Consider the following 14,087-nt stretch of genomic DNA (forward strand, 5'->3'; position numbering starts at 1 on the left):
CTCCCTTCGCATGACATCAGCACCACAGCCCGCGATGTTTTGAAGCAGCGTCCTATCGCGAGGAAAAGCTGGCAATCCGCGCATTGATTGCAGAAATCCGAACTGCTTCAAATCCCCCGCAGCGCGCCAATTCGTTGAAAGCTAGCGGAATCGAACCGGGAACAGAATATTCGCAGCCGCGAAGCGACCTCCCCTGCGCATTTTCCGATCCAGCGATATCGGGAAAACGCGGCATTCTCTGAGGGCCGCTGAGACGCGCGGCCGTTCAGCTGACTCGAGGAACGGCGAATGGCGCAGCGTGTTGTTCCGGAAGCAGCCAAGGAGGGACTGACCATGGAACCTCTAGGAAAGAGCGAAATCTATCTGCTCGCCATTTCGGCAATGGTCGTGATTGTGGCCTGCGTCGGGGCCTTCTCAGTTTGGGATGCAATGGGGGTCGAGATCGGCAAGCACGGCTGGATCACGCTCGGCCTCGGCGCATTTTTCTCGTTGCTCGTCGGGTGCTGCCTAATGGTGCCTATGTTCCTTAGCAGCCCCAGCGGTCACGATGACAGGGACGGTCCCTAGAGGTAGCGAGCGCCTGCTCGGGTGCCGCCGGCGAAACGGTCCCGAGCATGGTCCCGGTCCGTCGAGTACTGGGGCCGCAATTGCCCAAGAGCACCCGAGGGCGAATATTCGCAGATGGGCAGCAGGCGACATCACCGCCCCGCGATACCGGACCCCAAGGGGCTCAATACTAGCAGAAAATGAAGTGGAGAAGGTAGATCAAGTAGCCGACCACGAGGGCTCTCCCGCGGCCACTGACAACAACAGAATAAGAGTTCGTCATCATACATTGGTGGCCTAATGGCGAAAATTACCCAGTCGTCGATCAATGATTAGGCGACGTCGAGAAACCTTGCTCGACGAAGCCTTTGGCGAGGGCTTGATAGATGCCCTCATCGCAGACGTCCGCGAGGTTGCATGCGATCAGTGCAGTCGCCATTAAGGGAACGACCATGCCATGATTGTCGGTCATCTCGGTGACGATCACGAATGCGGTGATCGGCGCTTGCACCACTCCAGCGAAATGCGAGACGATTCATGGCCTGATCGGCTCAGTGCCAAGAAGCAGACCTCACGGCAAGGTCAGCGGAGCGCCACTTCCGACGCCCAATGCAACAAGAAAGCCTATGCGGTCCTCACCGGTGCGGTGGGCGCCAGCGCCGCCACGGCATTCGCTATTCCCGCCGCATCTGCATAGGTAACCATGTGACCGGCATCCTCAACCAGATGAAGCAGGGAGCGGGGCAACGCCGCGTGGAGGCGGCGCGACTGGTCGGCCTCGATGAGCCGGTCAGCCTTTCCATGCACGATCCTTACCGGACACCGGATACCCCGATATTGAAGCCGCAACTGCGCAGCAGCTGGAATAAGGAACGCGCTCTCCTCGGCGGCCGCCCTCAACTGCTTGGGTCGGAGAGCCAACGAGATTGGAAATTCGTTCTTGAATTCCGGCGGAACAGCGCGCGGCGCGAACAGCGTGCGCATCAGCTTCGGCATAATGGCCCACGATATGATCGGCGAGATCGTGTAGCGCATCAGATCGCCGAGCAGTGGCAATGCTGGACCCGACATGAGCCAAAAGTCCATCCGAGAGGTTGGAAAATAATAGCCGGACACAAGCACGAGCCCGCTCACGGCATCGCTGCTTCGCAGCGCTAGCGCGATCGCCACCAGCGTTCCCCAGGAGTGGCCGAGCACCACGGGTTTGCGCACTCCAAGCTGATCAAGAGCCTTAGCGAACAAGGAAGCTTGCGTTGTGGGCGTCCAGATGCGCGTCCGCGGACGGTCGCTGTAGCCAAACCCGGGCCGGTCGAAGCAAATGACGCGATACTTGTGCGCCAGGCGGTCGACCAGACCGCTTAGGACGAGATCCTGAATCATGGTGCCATTCCCGTGGAACAGGACCACGCAAGGCGCGCCGGCATCACCGCGTTCGATATAGTGCAGGCGCACTCCGTCGCACTCGATGAAGACGCCGATTGGCGGATTTTTTCGCTCCGCGGCCACCTGAAACGTGATATTGCCGAGTATCAGAATGACAAGTCCGGCTAAAACGATCAGCAGGACGGTTTCAGTTGTGGACATTGGTCAATCCTTAGATCGTCTGCGCTGGCGCGCTACATCGAATGGGCGGAATAACCGAGGACCCTTGCTCGAAAAGCCGACATTCGCACCGAGAGCTCACTTGGTCGCGCGCAAGCTCACGTCGAAGCGAATAGCCCTTCAGCCGACAAGCAAACCACGTGCGCGATCCGCTTGCGTCCGTCTTTTGCCTCAGCGGCGCCGCTTGCCGTCATCGTCCCGGCAGAGTCGTCAGCCTCCGGGACGCTTCGATCCGCCAGAACGGATATGCAGCAATTTCTCTCGAATGCTGCCCGAACATGTCGATCCGTCTGCTTGAAAATTCGGTAACAACGGCGAAAAATTCAATTGGCGATCTGATCGCCGCAAGCCTCAGGCCGAATTCAAATGCAAATTGCCCGTTGGCTTGGGCTATCTCGAGAAGCTTCGCTTGATAAGCCTGCAGGTTTGCCGTCGCCAACGCAAGGCCTGTCGTTGAATCGCTATCTCTCATCCTCTGACTGAGGTCACCTGGTAACGCATCCACCCGAGGCTCGATGAGTGGAGCGTCGGGCTTTGGATCGTCATGAAGCTTAAGAGGCCGTTCAATCGCGGCTTCAGCCACAGAGTGCAGAACATTGTCTTTTGGACTTCTAACAGTCTCGATGAGGGGAGCAGCGCGTTTTGGATCATCATGTAGCTTAGGAGGCCGTTCAATTGCGGCTGCAGCCACAGAGTGCAGATCGTCTCTCGGACTTCTAACAACGGCTTGCTTGGTTCGTTGGGCCCGCGCGGCCTTCTTCGGATTGCGGGCGCGCTTCAGCGCTATCGCCGGTTTGCGTTTACTCATCTGACGCTCCAAGAAAATGGGGGTGCGACCGCAACGGTCATTTCTGAAGGACAACAGGCTTTGTGACGTGACGTTCCAAACCCGTACATTGGGGGAGTTCCGCATGAGCTAAGATCAATCGCGGGTTCTGCGATGTCGAAATTATTTTAGGTAGCAACTCCGACCGACAAACGTCTAGCTAGCGATCTTCCAGACCTATGTTCAACGGCGTCAGTCTGAGAATAATCAGCCCTCCGCGCGTTGATTTCTCTGAAGGCCGTTTTATCGCCGACGTTATCATTACGGACGTCAAGCTGCCCGGAGGCATCGACGGATGGCTGATCGCCGAACGTTGCCGAGACCGGAATCGCGTCGGTTTTAAGCAGTGGCGTGCTGCCTGTGAATGGCGGCTCAGGTCAAAAGCGGCGGCCGAGGCAAGGGCGGCACCAAGTCAGATTCGCCGTCGATAGCCGACATCACGATAATCAGCATGGAGGACGCGCTCGCTGCGCCCCCAGCTTGGGTTGAATGCGGGGCGCGAATCGTCCCCCAGCACTGCTCACAGGAGCACCGAGCGAACGGCATCCCTGCGACCGTTTTTATGTCCTCCTCGTGATCTTAGCCCCTCGTCCGAGGGTGCCTTGGCCATTTGCCTTCCCGTAAAGGGTTTCTTCACTTCTGCACAAGCTTGATCGTTGAGATGGGCCATTTTCCGGGATGGCCAGCTATGGAAAGTCGCAAACCGTGGGCTTCGTCTAAGTGTACACCCTCGACAGTCCCGGCCTTGCCGTCCGTGAGCACGACTGCCTTGCCCATTAATTCCGTCTCGGCCTTGTGATACTTCCGCAGGATATCGGCGGCTTGCGATTTAGCTCGGGGCCTTGCCTCAGGCATCTCGTTCTTCGGTGCAAACTGCAAACGGGGGGAATTGAGCTACGTTCCTTTATAAGGCGCGACGTAGCGAAGTGCTCCGCTTCGGCGACGGTGGGCCCGCTAGAGTAATACGGCGAAATCCCGAGCAGCCTATTGGGAAAGTCTGGCAACCCGGCCCAAATGCCAAATCTCAAATCGCCAAACCTCGTCTACGGGGCGTAGCAAATCGCGCAGGCAACTCGCCTCTGCACCCTACCGTGCAAACAATTGGCCGTCGGGAAAAATAGGAACCCCCGCTTGCTTATGCCGGTTCTTCCCACCTCATGCCCACCATCTATTCGACATTCTAGGCGACGCCGACACCATCATCGACGACGAGGGCATCAAATTGCCGAACATCTCAATGGCACCAGAGATGGCCTTGGAATTGCTGAGTCAGGCAATGGCGCGCCGTGGCACTGGAGGCGCGACCAAGGTGGAATTGCGAGATCAGAATGGGCCTTTTCTGCGTGTGTCAGCCGCTGTTTTCATCTTGCAGCGCAAGTTTCGATGATCACGACCTGAACGGGGACATGGATCAATGGGCCATTTTTTGCGTGACTTTGCAGCAGATATTCCTCTCTTTCCGGGACGGGACGATTTGCTTAGTAAGACTGAGCTAACCTCACCGGTCAGCGACAGTCGGTGGACCGGCTATTTGTTAGTTGCCTTCTTGTCCGTCGGCGGAGCGGCCTCGGTTGTCTGGATCGGCGCCATCGGATGGTTCAGTTGGCGCCTGATCAACTGGTTCTGTTCGTAAAGGCAGGACGGCATTGGACCAAAGTGGTTGCCTCGGATCGGCGTTGGTGTTGCTGGCGATTGGCCCTTCGCACTGGCTGTTGTGGAACGGGGCCTGGCTCTGCAGGATTCTGACGCATGCCGCGCTATTTCTTCCACGTCACCCACGAACGCCGCGAACTCGACCTCGAAGGCGCGGAGCTGCCTGACGAGCACACCGCTTGGAATGAAGCCACGGTAAGGGCTGGGCAGATACTCAAAGGCCTCGATGGGAAGTTAACGCCCGACCGCGAATGGCGAATGGAAGTCGTGGACGAGTCCCGAAACACCCTCTATGTCCTGCGTATCAAGGCCGAGAAGCGAAAGTAAGCTTTGGCTCAGTTGGCGGAGTCCCGGCCGCCACTCCGCATCTTCTCGCAGCCCCGACTCGTCCATGCGCTCGTTCGAAGTCGGACCTGCCGAACCGAGCGCCGCGCCGAAAGCCGCTCGGCAAATTCAAGCCAGTAAATGCGCCCGAGCGTGCACAAGAAGTGTCGCATTTCTCCTCCATACTCCACTAGGCCATAATGTCGGGCGGAAGGGGGCACGAGTGATTTCTGTCAACAGTGCGGAGCCTACGCTGTGGAATACAAGACCGGCGGAACTATTCCAAAAAGATTCAGGTCGTGATCTGCTGTGTTGACAAATATCTCACGCAGCTGGCCAGCGCTGGCGCACCAACTGGAGAACCTTTCGGAGATTGAGAAATCGGGCCGAAGCTGGGCACTCCCGTGTATGAGGACAGAGCGCTGATAGGTTTCCCCTCTACCCACATCAGCACCGGCAGGCCGGTCTTAAATCGCCGTCGCGCGCGCTCGTGAGCCCAGCCACACCTTGGGCCGCTGCTCACACTGGAAAAAGATCAAGAACAAAGGACCATCGGCCTACACACGGGTGGCCGATCAGTTCAAGTCGTCATAGACACATCCACGACGATGTTTTCCGGGGGCGGACCACCAAATGTTCAATTGTGTATCAAAGTGAACGCACCAACCTGCGCCGATGGGCCTACAGTTCGTGGTTTGAAGGGGAGGCGTCACATGAGCATCCGATCACTGTACTGCTTCGCGTTCTTCAGTACTGTGGCCGCCTGTCCTCTCGGGGTTGTCGTTGCCCAAAACCTCCCTCCGGAACTTGAGGCCTGCCGCACAACTGGACTCATCGCGCTGAAAGAACGCAGTCCCGCGATAAAAGATATCTCGTTTGACGTTGATGGAATGACGATTGCAAAGGCCAATACGAAAGTCGAGGACACGATCATTCGCACCATCGTCATCGGGGATGCCTATCTCGAAAAAGGTAAGAACGACACCCGCCGGACTTTTCTTTGCCTGATCGGCGAAAAAGGCAAAGTGCTCCTCACATTCTTTACGGACAAATGATGCAGCGTCCAGAACCGTCCGGATGCTCAATGCGCAGGATTTGCCGCTCGGACGATACAACTTCGCGGCGCGGATGACGTCGCCGCCTCCGTCGATCTCGATCGCCGGCTCCGGCTCGCAGTATTGTCCCATGGTTAGTTGTAGGCGGCGCTTAGAGTGACTCAAGGTAAGGGGTCAAAAGGTCGACCGTTTCGACCAGCCCGTCAGCCTCCATGTCGATGAGGAGTGCCTCCGCAGTTTTCTCTGGTCACTTGAATCGTTCGCGCATGCGGCGGATTGCCGCCACGGCCCGCGGAGGATCCAGTGCGATCGTATCTGCGATGAATTGGTCAGCCGATTTTGCTTCGATATTGAGTTGAGAGAGCGCCTCGGCCGGGAAGTCTTTCACGATCTCGGGCTGACCGGCGAGCTGATCGATTACCATGCGCAGTGGAAGCCGGTGCATCGGGCCGACTTGGTGTTCGACGTCGTGTGCGATTGAAGGTGTAGCCTCGCCGTGCCGCGCGAGAGGCCGACATGGTGTCGCAACCGTGGCGGCCTCTTTCGTATCGGGTAGAATGGGCGCTCCGCTTTAACGATCAATCTTTCTTGGGTGGAGCTGGCGATGCTGCCAGCATTCGGATCTTCCATTTGTCGTCTACTTTGACGTAGACGGCGGTCCAAATACCCGATGCATCCAGCGCGTCACCTTTGTCGTTCTTGCCGGTGATGTGGAATTTGCCCATCGCGGCCGGGGTATCATTATCAACCTGCCACGCATCATCGACCGTAGCGTCGAGCTTGTTAAAACCTGCCTTGAAAGCACCGGCATAAGCGGTCTCAACGTCTTGCTTTCCGGTTGGGTTAATAAAAACACCGTCCTTAGTGTACAGCGCGGCCACGCAAGCCGCGTCCTGCTTGGTGTAGCAACCCTCGTAAGTCTGGGCGATCTTGCTGGCTTCCTGTTTGAAGTCATCGGCAAACGCCGAAGCCGTGAACATAAAGGGGATGCACAACGTCAATATAACTGGACGTTTCATTTCCATTCCCTCCATCGATGATGCGTAATTGCACCGTGACGCTCACCGCGATGGACGCTGCGTTGCAATCCCGTAGTTTTATCGGCCGCTAGGTTCACTTCGTTCCCGGCCGAAAGGTTGATCTAGCTCAAGGGTGACTGGGCAGTTTTCCGTGGCTCAGTCCTTCTCGATCTCGCGCATGTAGTGGATCACGTTCTCGCTCATGGAGGCCGGGCCGCCATCCGGCTGCGGCGAGCGGTCGTGACTCTGCTCGTAGGTGAGCACCACCAGCCGGTCAAGACCGAGGCCGTACATCCGGGCCACTGCCTTGCCGGGCTGGGTGCGATGCAGAAGAAATGATGGTGGCCCGCTACGGGTCTAAGCGGACTTTTAGGATGGCGCGCTCGAACCGCTTGGCAAGATCGAGCGAGAGGCGCGGCGGCAGGTAGGTCAACCTGTTGGTCTTCTTCCATTCTTCGACGACACCCATGGCGAGGCCGAGGGTCGTGCCATCATCAGGCTTCGAGGTTGGCAATGTCATGATGACTTGTCCTCGTCGAGGTCCATGTCTCCTATGAGCGGCCCGCTGACGCCATTACGTTCATCTCTCGCGATATGCTGCCCGATTGCCCTGGCCAGCGCCAACCATTGTTCACGGTGGCTAGGATGATCAAGACTATGCGGGTCGCTCGGCGGTACGTTGCTGCTGATGGCGATCATGGGGTCGCCCTTGCGTTTCAGCGTCGGCCTGACCTGCTCGAAGCATGCCGGGTGCCACTCGCCATGGACCGACTCTCCCTTCTTGTAGGAGACGGTAATGCTGATCACACCCGCGTCTTGCACTCGGCAGTGCGCGCAGGTGAATAGCGGAGCCTTTCTCATACTCTTACTCCGCCGAAGCTTCAATTTTGGTGGCGGACACGAGCGAAATTTCGCCCACGGAAACTGGCCCCGGCGCCGGGGATATAGGAGGTTGTTTGTACGCCGGGGCCAGCGCTCTCCGCCGTCGAATCGTGCTATCAGAGATAGAACATCCTGGGCGGCAAGCTCACTGATGGTGGAGACATCGCGCTCCGGGGCAAGTGCAGTTTGTGCCAAGCGATGTTGCGCTCACGGAAAGCCGTGTGCCGATGGTGAATTCACTGGAACCGCGAAATTCGTAGGTCGGAAAAAATGGCGCGCTGGAAGCAGGATTGGGCCGCAGAGGAAATCGAAAAGCTTAGGACGTTGGCGGGCACGATGCCGCTGACGCAGATCGCCTCCGAACTGGGGCGGACCGATTGCTGGAGCCGGAAGAATAAGATGACACCGAGACCCAGCAAGAGGATCACGACCGGTGAACGTGATGCACGGTGCGCTTGGCGAGCGGTCGACGTGCCTGACGGCGCCGTTGTCACGCAACCAAACCGTTTTGGCCGTACAATGGTGTGGAGGCATTACATCGACGGCCATCCACGCGTCCGATGCTTCATGCCTGGCAGCATGATTTGATGCAGCTTCAAAGATGATCGGCTTGGGGCATTCGCATCGATTTTGGCATGTCCGCAACAGGTCCGGTTAGAGGGTAATCTCGGAAACGCCGATCGTCTGGTCTGCATCGGGTTGGACGCGGTTCATAGCTCAGCCGTTGAGAAGGCCGGACTGAGCAGCCTCACCGAGGGCGACATAATCAGCTTCGACGTCGTTTCAAATCGCGGCAAGAGTCGGCTGAGAATCTACGCATCGGCTGATAAATCCAACCTTCGATCAACCGGATGGTCCCTATGTATGGAAAAGGCCGCGGCGGTTTCGCACTGCGGCCGGCCGGGTTAGAATAAAAACGTGAAATATTGAGTCCAGCCCCGGCGAGACAAAGCCTACAGGGTCCGAGCGGGCGCGCGGTGTCATCGAAGTCACACCTGGGAAAACTTAATGCGTCAGCTTCGCTGAATGAAGGAGGGCTCGCCGGGCTGGCGAAGGCGAGCCCTAACCCCAAGGCCGCGAAAGCTCCGGCTGCCTTGACGAATGCAGTAGTCTGCATCTGATCGGCGCAGATGCAAACGTTAACAAAATCGGAATTTGGCGGCTTTTGAAATAAGGATGATTAAGGCCGATTGCCGCCCGCAACGAGGACTTCACCAACCCCATCGTGGAGGGCACCCGCACCGTCGGCAACAATGCGCGCGATCGCGCTCTGGCCGACGACGAGCTGCGGGACCTATGGACCGCACTCGTGCTTGAATCCGATTTTGGCGGAATCTAGGACTTGTTTCGCAACCGCCTTCTTCCGATCCATCGTCCAACTTGCAACGTCACCTAACTGTTCTTCCAGTTCAGAGAACACCGCATCGAAGGCACGAGATATCAAGCCCTGGTCGGAATGATGCATGCCGTGATAACGCCGAAGGATATCTGCCACTTCCTTCGAGGCTACATCAGCTCGCGCCTCGGACCATCGCTGTCGCATTCGACTCAACATCGTCTGGCGCCCCCAAGGGTTTAGAGGAGTGATCTTTCCGCAACCGGAGGGCGAGCGCAGGGTGAAACGCGCTGCCACAATCGGTGACACGGTCGATCCTTTGATCCGCCGCGACTCAGGAGCCGGCTTTGTGCGCGCAGCGAGAATCATGTCCGATTAAATTCGACCGCTCGCTGCTTCAGCGAAACCTTAGCCTTGAAGCCGGCCTTTAACCACGCAAAGGCCTGCGCGTGACCAGCCTTGCGCGAGCTTTCATTTCCCCACCATGCACTGAAGCGGTAGGCAGAAGCAGGTAGCGGCCGCCAAGAATTTCTTCGATCTCGGAGAATGTGAGGCGAACAGCTTGTCCCCGTGTGCTCAAAAGCCATTGGCACAACGGATCGTAAACCGACACAGCCACTGGTCTCGTTACCTTGTCCACGCGACTGACAGAAGCGATGTCTCGCGCGGCAATCGCCAGGTCGAGATCAGTGATCCTTTCAAAGATACGAGCGGCGATCGTCTCCGCCTCTTCGGTGGTCAACGATCGGATTCCGAGCGAAGCCAGTTCCTCTCTGAGAATTCCGGCCACGATCGATTTGACACTCATTTTGGGTAGGCCCTAAAGCCTCGATCCAAGCTCAACCCGTCGGCGAGATCAATGCGACGTTCGCCGAACTGGTAGAAATACGGAAAGGAGATGAGCGACGCACGGCAACAAAACGGTGGATGGGCGACGCCGCTCTTCCTTTGACCCGCCAACGCACGGCAGTGAAATTGGTGGCGCTTATTTTTCGCCTGCTGATTTGCTTGTCTCGGCCGCCAGCGGGTTGTGCTTTCGTGCTTCGAGGTAGGCCGATGCGCCGAAGTAAAAGGCCACAACGATACCGACGACGGTAGTGAAGTTGGAGAGCATCGTTTGTGTGATGGGCGCCATAGCGTGATCGCTGCCTTGAAAAAACGAAACGAGCCCGACCAGCACCAAGTACTGGGTCACAATGCCCGCCGCGATTGCAGCCCTTAGTGCCGCTTCCGTCGATGCTTCTCGGGCATACACGCAGCCAAAAAACGTAAATCCGTAGAGCCCCGACCCGAGAACTCCCAGCGAAAGAAAGCCATCGTTGTCATAATGTCTGGCGGCAAATACAGCGATGCCGACAAATATAAGCTCCGGCAACACGAAAGACGCGGAAACCTTCCAAATAAATCGAAGATCCATGATCCAACTCCCGCTTTGTTGAGAGTTACGGACCAATCCAAGCGCAACCTGGACGGGTGCGCAAGCAATTTCCCCAAGGCGGGGATGGATTTTTAAGCAAATCAGTGGTGGACTGGTTCGCGGAGCCTGAGAACTCCCGAAGCGGCCCTTGCCGGGGATTGCGCTTCAACCGCGATAGGCGGGCCGCCTGGGCTTGCCGGCCCTATCACCCGCGGAAATGACGACCGCGCCCACTTGCCGTGGGCTGCGACCGGCTCGGTATGCCGGGAGTGCCGCGGCTAGACGCTGGCGCCTATCGCGAGATGGAGGAGACCTGCGCGATCTGGTGAACATGGGCCGTATCGCCGTCAACCTCGCACATGATGCAGACGGAGAACCGCCCGTCTGCGAGAAGCGAAACCTCGCGCTGTTCGGCGTGTACCACCTCCAGGAAATGCTCCTGCGCTTCGAGATGAAGTACGACGACGGCGATTGGCAACTTGGCGGTGGGAAGCCGGGCACATGAAGCACTAGCGGCCGAGGCCGTGAAAGACAGGGCCCGCCGGTTTACACTGGCGGGCGTCGGTACTGCCTGTTTGAAAGACGCAGTGCCTAAATCGTTTAGGGAACCATTGGTTCTGGTAGTGGTTCGGCATGGGATGAACGGGAACGTGCCGACTAACGATGACAGACGCAGGCAAAGAAGCTTCTCCCGAACCGCAAGACCGCGGCCCGTATCCTTCATGCCCTCATTGCCATGGGGAGGTAGCTGTTGCGTTTTCGGCATTCGATCCCCGCAAGAAACAAAACGTTCGGGTGTTCGAATGTCAAAAGTGCCACAGGCAAGTTTGGGAAGATGAGATAGCATGAAGCGGTACTATTTCGACATCAGGGACGGAGATGGGTTGTCCGTCGATGAAGAGGGAATGACCTTGCCCGACCTGGTGGCGACACAGGAAGAAGCAGCGCGTTCCCTCGTGGATATCATCAGGAACACGCCTCGCGGGAAGGATAGTCGCGCGCCTCTCGCCATAGACGTCAGAGACGACAATGGCCCACCCTGTATTGCAAGCTTCCATCGCGTTCTACCCGCCGACGCCGAAGCAGTAAGGCCGCCTCAGTTGGCGGCCTCTTATTGATTCCTCTTCAGCTTGCGGCGCCCTAATGGGGCTCTTTTCCCTTCGGGTTTAACTCCGGCACTTAGCGACGGTTCAATACGCGCACAACGCTGATACGCGCGTTCATGGCCGCTTGCCCTTCAGCTCCTCGGTCTCGAGAGCAAGCTTTAACCAACCTTCGGCTATGCGGAGCCAGAAATCCTTGTCTTGCTGGTTGCTGGCAGCATCGGCCATCTGCCGTGCTTCCGTTGCCTCTTTACGCAACTTTTCGCCATCCAGCACCATGGCGGCCCTTTCACATCGTGGGTATGCGAAAGCCACTACGCGGCCCGGGGGCTTTCCCACTCTCAGGAACAAGGGAAACAAGGAAATAGCGGCTATCCCGCGTCATGGGCGTATCTGCCAAGCGGGGGCGACTGAGACAATGGGCCCGCGACCTGACCATCACCTTACAAATTTGAGATACCGGCGCCTCACGGCCGCCCCCGACGGCCCGCCTGTGCGTTGGTGCACCTCCGCCGGGCTTTGGCACCGGCCGGATGGACGGCCGCTGTACGGGGCTCGGCAAGGCCGGTTCTGGTGAGCAGGAACTTTGGGGACCGCAGGCAATTGGTGCCCCGTATCCCCGAAATCGGAGTTTCCTCATGCGCGAGAAGCGCAGGATGGTAACGCCCGCCTCGTCTGCCCGCGCTACCAAGGCGTCGATTGAACCTCTGACGAGCGGCTATGCCCTAGTCGTCGACGGTCACATCAAGTCAACATTCAAAGCAAAGGACAGCGCGTTCGAAGCCGGTAGGAAACTGAAGATTCGGTTTCCTCATCTGCAAATCAAGATCTTCGATGCCGAGACCGGATTTAGCGAAGCGATCGCAGTTGTCTCGAAGAGCACCTGACTTATTGCAGGCCCTGCGCCGGCCCAGCCGTGGCCCGTGGCTTCGTTTCCTGCCTTCGCCACCGGCCGGAAGCGGCCCAGGCCAAAGGCGTCAAGTTCGGCCGCAAGCCCAAGCTGGCGCCGCATCAGCGCAAGGAAGCCTTGAAGCGCCGCGCTGCTGGTGAGACGCTGGCTTCGCGCCTGGCCGAATAGGGAGGGCCTGACCTCATGACCGATTTGGTGCAACGATTGACATCCGAGCGATCCCCGCTCTGCCTCGCGGCAGCACGCGAGATCGAGCGCACGGCCGCGATGCTGCGCGAGGCAAAAGCCGAGATCATTCGTCTGCGCGATGCCAAGCGCCGCGCTATGCAGGTTGCCGACGAGCGCGCGAAAGAGGTAGTCGACCTGCGCATGCAACTCGCCAAGAGCTACGCGGTCGATGTATCGATGATTTCGCGGCTGAGCCGAAAGTCTACAGATCGTTAACAGGGGTAAGCCGCCCGCGACGGACCGTTAACTTGGCCCGGCTTGGTCGTCTTCACGCTGCGAGTCGCCTACGTTGTTACCCCGGTCATTCGCGCCGTCAGAGCTGATGTTGCCATCCGCTTCCGTGGACTCGGGGCTGTTCGTCCGACTCAGGAGAAGCTGTCTGCGCATCTCGACGAGGCGCGCGCGGCAATATTCCCGGTATAGAAAATCGAACAGGGCGGGCAATATCGAGCCCTCCGTCGCTTGAATGCGTCGCGGTACCACACCTTCGCCGCGCCGCATGTGAACAGGATCACAAGACACGCGATCTATTCCCTGGCGTGTTGCCATTTCGATTCCGTGCACTCGCCTAATTTCCACTCTCGACCTCCGCCTTCCTTCATCAATCCCCAATCCGGTCCGGCCTCGTTGCCGCGGCTTCGGGTCGACATTCAGTTGCACGCAGATCGTGCAATAAGCCATTGATTTTTAACAACTATTACAAATATGGCATTTTGGAAATTCGCAAGTTCGCGTTATGTTCGACTGAGTACAGCAACCGACATGCGCTATGCAGCAAGCGACAGACCAGCCAAAAGCAAGCCGCCGCCGGCCGCCACGGCAATCCAGGCCGCCTCGGGCCATTGACCCATTGCGCGGCAGAGTCGACGGCAACACGACGGCTAGGCCGCCGGGTCCGGCACCGGCGGCGGCTCTACCTTGCCGAGCTGACCAGTCCCGACGTCGCCCTACAGCGGACCTTCGCAGCCGATTGTGCCGAACTAGCCATCGCGATCGAGGATATGCAGGGTCGCCAGCTCGCCGGGGAAAACGTTGCAGAGGATCTGGTCCGTCTCCGCAACGAGCTTCGCCGGGCCGAGAGTAAGCTGCAGCTCCAGACCTCGTCAGCGAAGGCCGTCCCGCAGTCTCTAGAAGACTGGTGGCACCAGACCAGCGCGGAAAGTGGTCAGCCATGAGCGCGCCGATA

20 protein-coding genes and 2 pseudogenes are annotated in these 14,087 nt (G+C 58.2%); 11 read left to right on the top strand and 11 right to left on the bottom strand.

From position 1 onward, the window contains the following. The first annotated feature begins 288 nt into the window (after positions 1–288). Positions 289–567 carry a hypothetical protein gene (locus tag OWC48_RS43400; protein WP_282525513.1) on the top strand — a complete coding sequence of 93 codons (279 nt, stop codon included), beginning with the start codon at positions 289–291 and terminating at the stop codon, positions 565–567. Positions 568–871: 304 nt separating this feature from the next. Here OWC48_RS43400 and OWC48_RS43405 read toward each other — a convergent pair. The 4 genes and pseudogenes from OWC48_RS43405 to OWC48_RS43420 form a co-directional block, all read right to left on the bottom strand. Beyond that, a pseudogene (locus tag OWC48_RS43405) lies at positions 872–1,081 on the bottom strand (chloride channel protein); the annotation flags it as partial. A gap of 89 nt (positions 1,082–1,170) precedes the next feature. Then, a complete protein-coding gene (locus tag OWC48_RS43410) occupies positions 1,171–2,130 on the bottom strand; it encodes an alpha/beta fold hydrolase (protein ID WP_282525514.1) in 960 nt (319 codons plus the stop codon). Positions 2,131–2,338: 208 nt separating this feature from the next. After that, a complete protein-coding gene (locus tag OWC48_RS43415; protein ID WP_282525515.1) occupies positions 2,339–2,956 on the bottom strand; it encodes a Phasin protein in 618 nt (205 codons plus the stop codon). A 651-nt stretch (positions 2,957–3,607) separates the two neighbouring features. After that, complete coding sequence (locus OWC48_RS43420) at positions 3,608–3,829, bottom strand: PRC-barrel domain containing protein (protein ID WP_282525516.1); 222 nt, start codon at positions 3,827–3,829, stop codon at positions 3,608–3,610. An 894-nt stretch (positions 3,830–4,723) separates the two neighbouring features. On the opposite strand from OWC48_RS43420, the gene OWC48_RS43425 reads away from it, so the two are divergent. From OWC48_RS43425 to OWC48_RS43435, 3 genes are all read left to right on the top strand, one after another. Beyond that, complete coding sequence (locus OWC48_RS43425; protein WP_282525517.1) at positions 4,724–4,954, top strand: DUF6894 family protein; 231 nt, start codon at positions 4,724–4,726, stop codon at positions 4,952–4,954. A 710-nt stretch (positions 4,955–5,664) separates the two neighbouring features. Continuing rightward, positions 5,665–6,006 carry a hypothetical protein gene (locus tag OWC48_RS43430; protein ID WP_282525518.1) on the top strand — a complete coding sequence of 114 codons (342 nt, stop codon included), beginning with the start codon at positions 5,665–5,667 and terminating at the stop codon, positions 6,004–6,006. 355 nt (positions 6,007–6,361) lie between these two features. Next, positions 6,362–6,487, top strand: a complete 126-nt coding sequence (locus OWC48_RS43435) for a hypothetical protein (protein WP_282525519.1) — start codon at positions 6,362–6,364, stop codon at positions 6,485–6,487. 97 nt (positions 6,488–6,584) lie between these two features. Here OWC48_RS43435 and OWC48_RS43440 read toward each other — a convergent pair whose 3' ends face one another. From OWC48_RS43440 to OWC48_RS43455, 4 genes are all read right to left on the bottom strand, one after another. Then, positions 6,585–7,025, bottom strand: coding sequence for a nuclear transport factor 2 family protein (locus OWC48_RS43440; protein WP_282525520.1), 441 nt, complete (start codon positions 7,023–7,025; stop codon positions 6,585–6,587). Between the two features lie 156 nt (positions 7,026–7,181). Then, the gene (locus OWC48_RS43445; RefSeq protein WP_282525521.1) at positions 7,182–7,319 is read right to left on the bottom strand and encodes a hypothetical protein; all 138 of its coding nucleotides are present in this window, start codon (positions 7,317–7,319) and stop codon (positions 7,182–7,184) included. 55 nt (positions 7,320–7,374) lie between these two features. Beyond that, positions 7,375–7,545, bottom strand: coding sequence for a hypothetical protein (locus OWC48_RS43450; protein ID WP_282525522.1), 171 nt, complete (start codon positions 7,543–7,545; stop codon positions 7,375–7,377). Further along, positions 7,542–7,832: a hypothetical protein gene (locus OWC48_RS43455; RefSeq protein WP_282525523.1), complete on the bottom strand. Its 291-nt coding sequence runs from the start codon at positions 7,830–7,832 to the stop codon at positions 7,542–7,544. The genes OWC48_RS43450 and OWC48_RS43455 overlap by 4 nt, the downstream gene beginning before the upstream one ends. Positions 7,833–8,615: 783 nt before the next feature. On the opposite strand from OWC48_RS43455, the pseudogene OWC48_RS43460 reads away from it, so the two are divergent. Beyond that, a pseudogene (locus OWC48_RS43460) lies at positions 8,616–8,734 on the top strand (cold-shock protein); the annotation flags it as partial. Between the two features lie 936 nt (positions 8,735–9,670). On the opposite strand, the gene OWC48_RS43465 reads toward OWC48_RS43460, so the two are convergent. Beyond that, the gene (locus OWC48_RS43465) at positions 9,671–10,051 is read right to left on the bottom strand and encodes a hypothetical protein (RefSeq protein ID WP_282525524.1); all 381 of its coding nucleotides are present in this window, start codon (positions 10,049–10,051) and stop codon (positions 9,671–9,673) included. Between the two features lie 177 nt (positions 10,052–10,228). Further along, complete coding sequence (locus OWC48_RS43470) at positions 10,229–10,660, bottom strand: hypothetical protein (protein WP_282525525.1); 432 nt, start codon at positions 10,658–10,660, stop codon at positions 10,229–10,231. Positions 10,661–10,991: 331 nt separating this feature from the next. Here OWC48_RS43470 and OWC48_RS43475 point away from each other — a divergent pair, with 331 nt between their 5' ends. Together OWC48_RS43475 and OWC48_RS47605 are read left to right on the top strand one after the other, a co-directional pair. Further along, on the top strand, positions 10,992–11,165 hold the full coding sequence (locus OWC48_RS43475; RefSeq protein ID WP_282525526.1) for a hypothetical protein: 174 nt from the start codon (positions 10,992–10,994) through the stop codon (positions 11,163–11,165). Between the two features lie 340 nt (positions 11,166–11,505). Beyond that, a complete protein-coding gene (locus OWC48_RS47605) occupies positions 11,506–11,778 on the top strand; it encodes a DUF6894 family protein (protein WP_282525527.1) in 273 nt (90 codons plus the stop codon). Between the two features lie 102 nt (positions 11,779–11,880). Here the strand turns inward: OWC48_RS47605 and OWC48_RS43485 are convergent, their stop codons facing one another. Beyond that, positions 11,881–12,042, bottom strand: coding sequence for a hypothetical protein (locus OWC48_RS43485; protein ID WP_282525528.1), 162 nt, complete (start codon positions 12,040–12,042; stop codon positions 11,881–11,883). Positions 12,043–12,401: 359 nt separating this feature from the next. On the opposite strand from OWC48_RS43485, the gene OWC48_RS43490 reads away from it, so the two are divergent. The 4 genes from OWC48_RS43490 to OWC48_RS43505 all read left to right on the top strand — a co-directional run bounded on the left by OWC48_RS43490 (position 12,402) and on the right by OWC48_RS43505 (position 14,076). Then, the gene (locus OWC48_RS43490) at positions 12,402–12,650 is read left to right on the top strand and encodes a hypothetical protein (protein WP_282525529.1); all 249 of its coding nucleotides are present in this window, start codon (positions 12,402–12,404) and stop codon (positions 12,648–12,650) included. 29 nt (positions 12,651–12,679) lie between these two features. Then, positions 12,680–12,841 (top strand): hypothetical protein, encoded by a 162-nt coding sequence (locus OWC48_RS43495; RefSeq protein ID WP_282525530.1) that lies wholly within the window; start codon positions 12,680–12,682, stop codon positions 12,839–12,841. A 15-nt stretch (positions 12,842–12,856) separates the two neighbouring features. After that, entirely contained in the window at positions 12,857–13,117 is a 261-nt protein-coding gene (locus OWC48_RS43500) for a DUF1811 family protein (protein WP_282525531.1), read from the top strand. 464 nt (positions 13,118–13,581) lie between these two features. Further along, the gene (locus tag OWC48_RS43505; protein ID WP_282525532.1) at positions 13,582–14,076 is read left to right on the top strand and encodes a hypothetical protein; all 495 of its coding nucleotides are present in this window, start codon (positions 13,582–13,584) and stop codon (positions 14,074–14,076) included. Positions 14,077–14,087 lie beyond the last annotated feature (11 nt).

Origin of the sequence: Bradyrhizobium sp. Arg816, from assembly GCF_029989365.1 — a bacterium.
GTDB lineage: Bacteria > Pseudomonadota > Alphaproteobacteria > Rhizobiales > Xanthobacteraceae > Bradyrhizobium.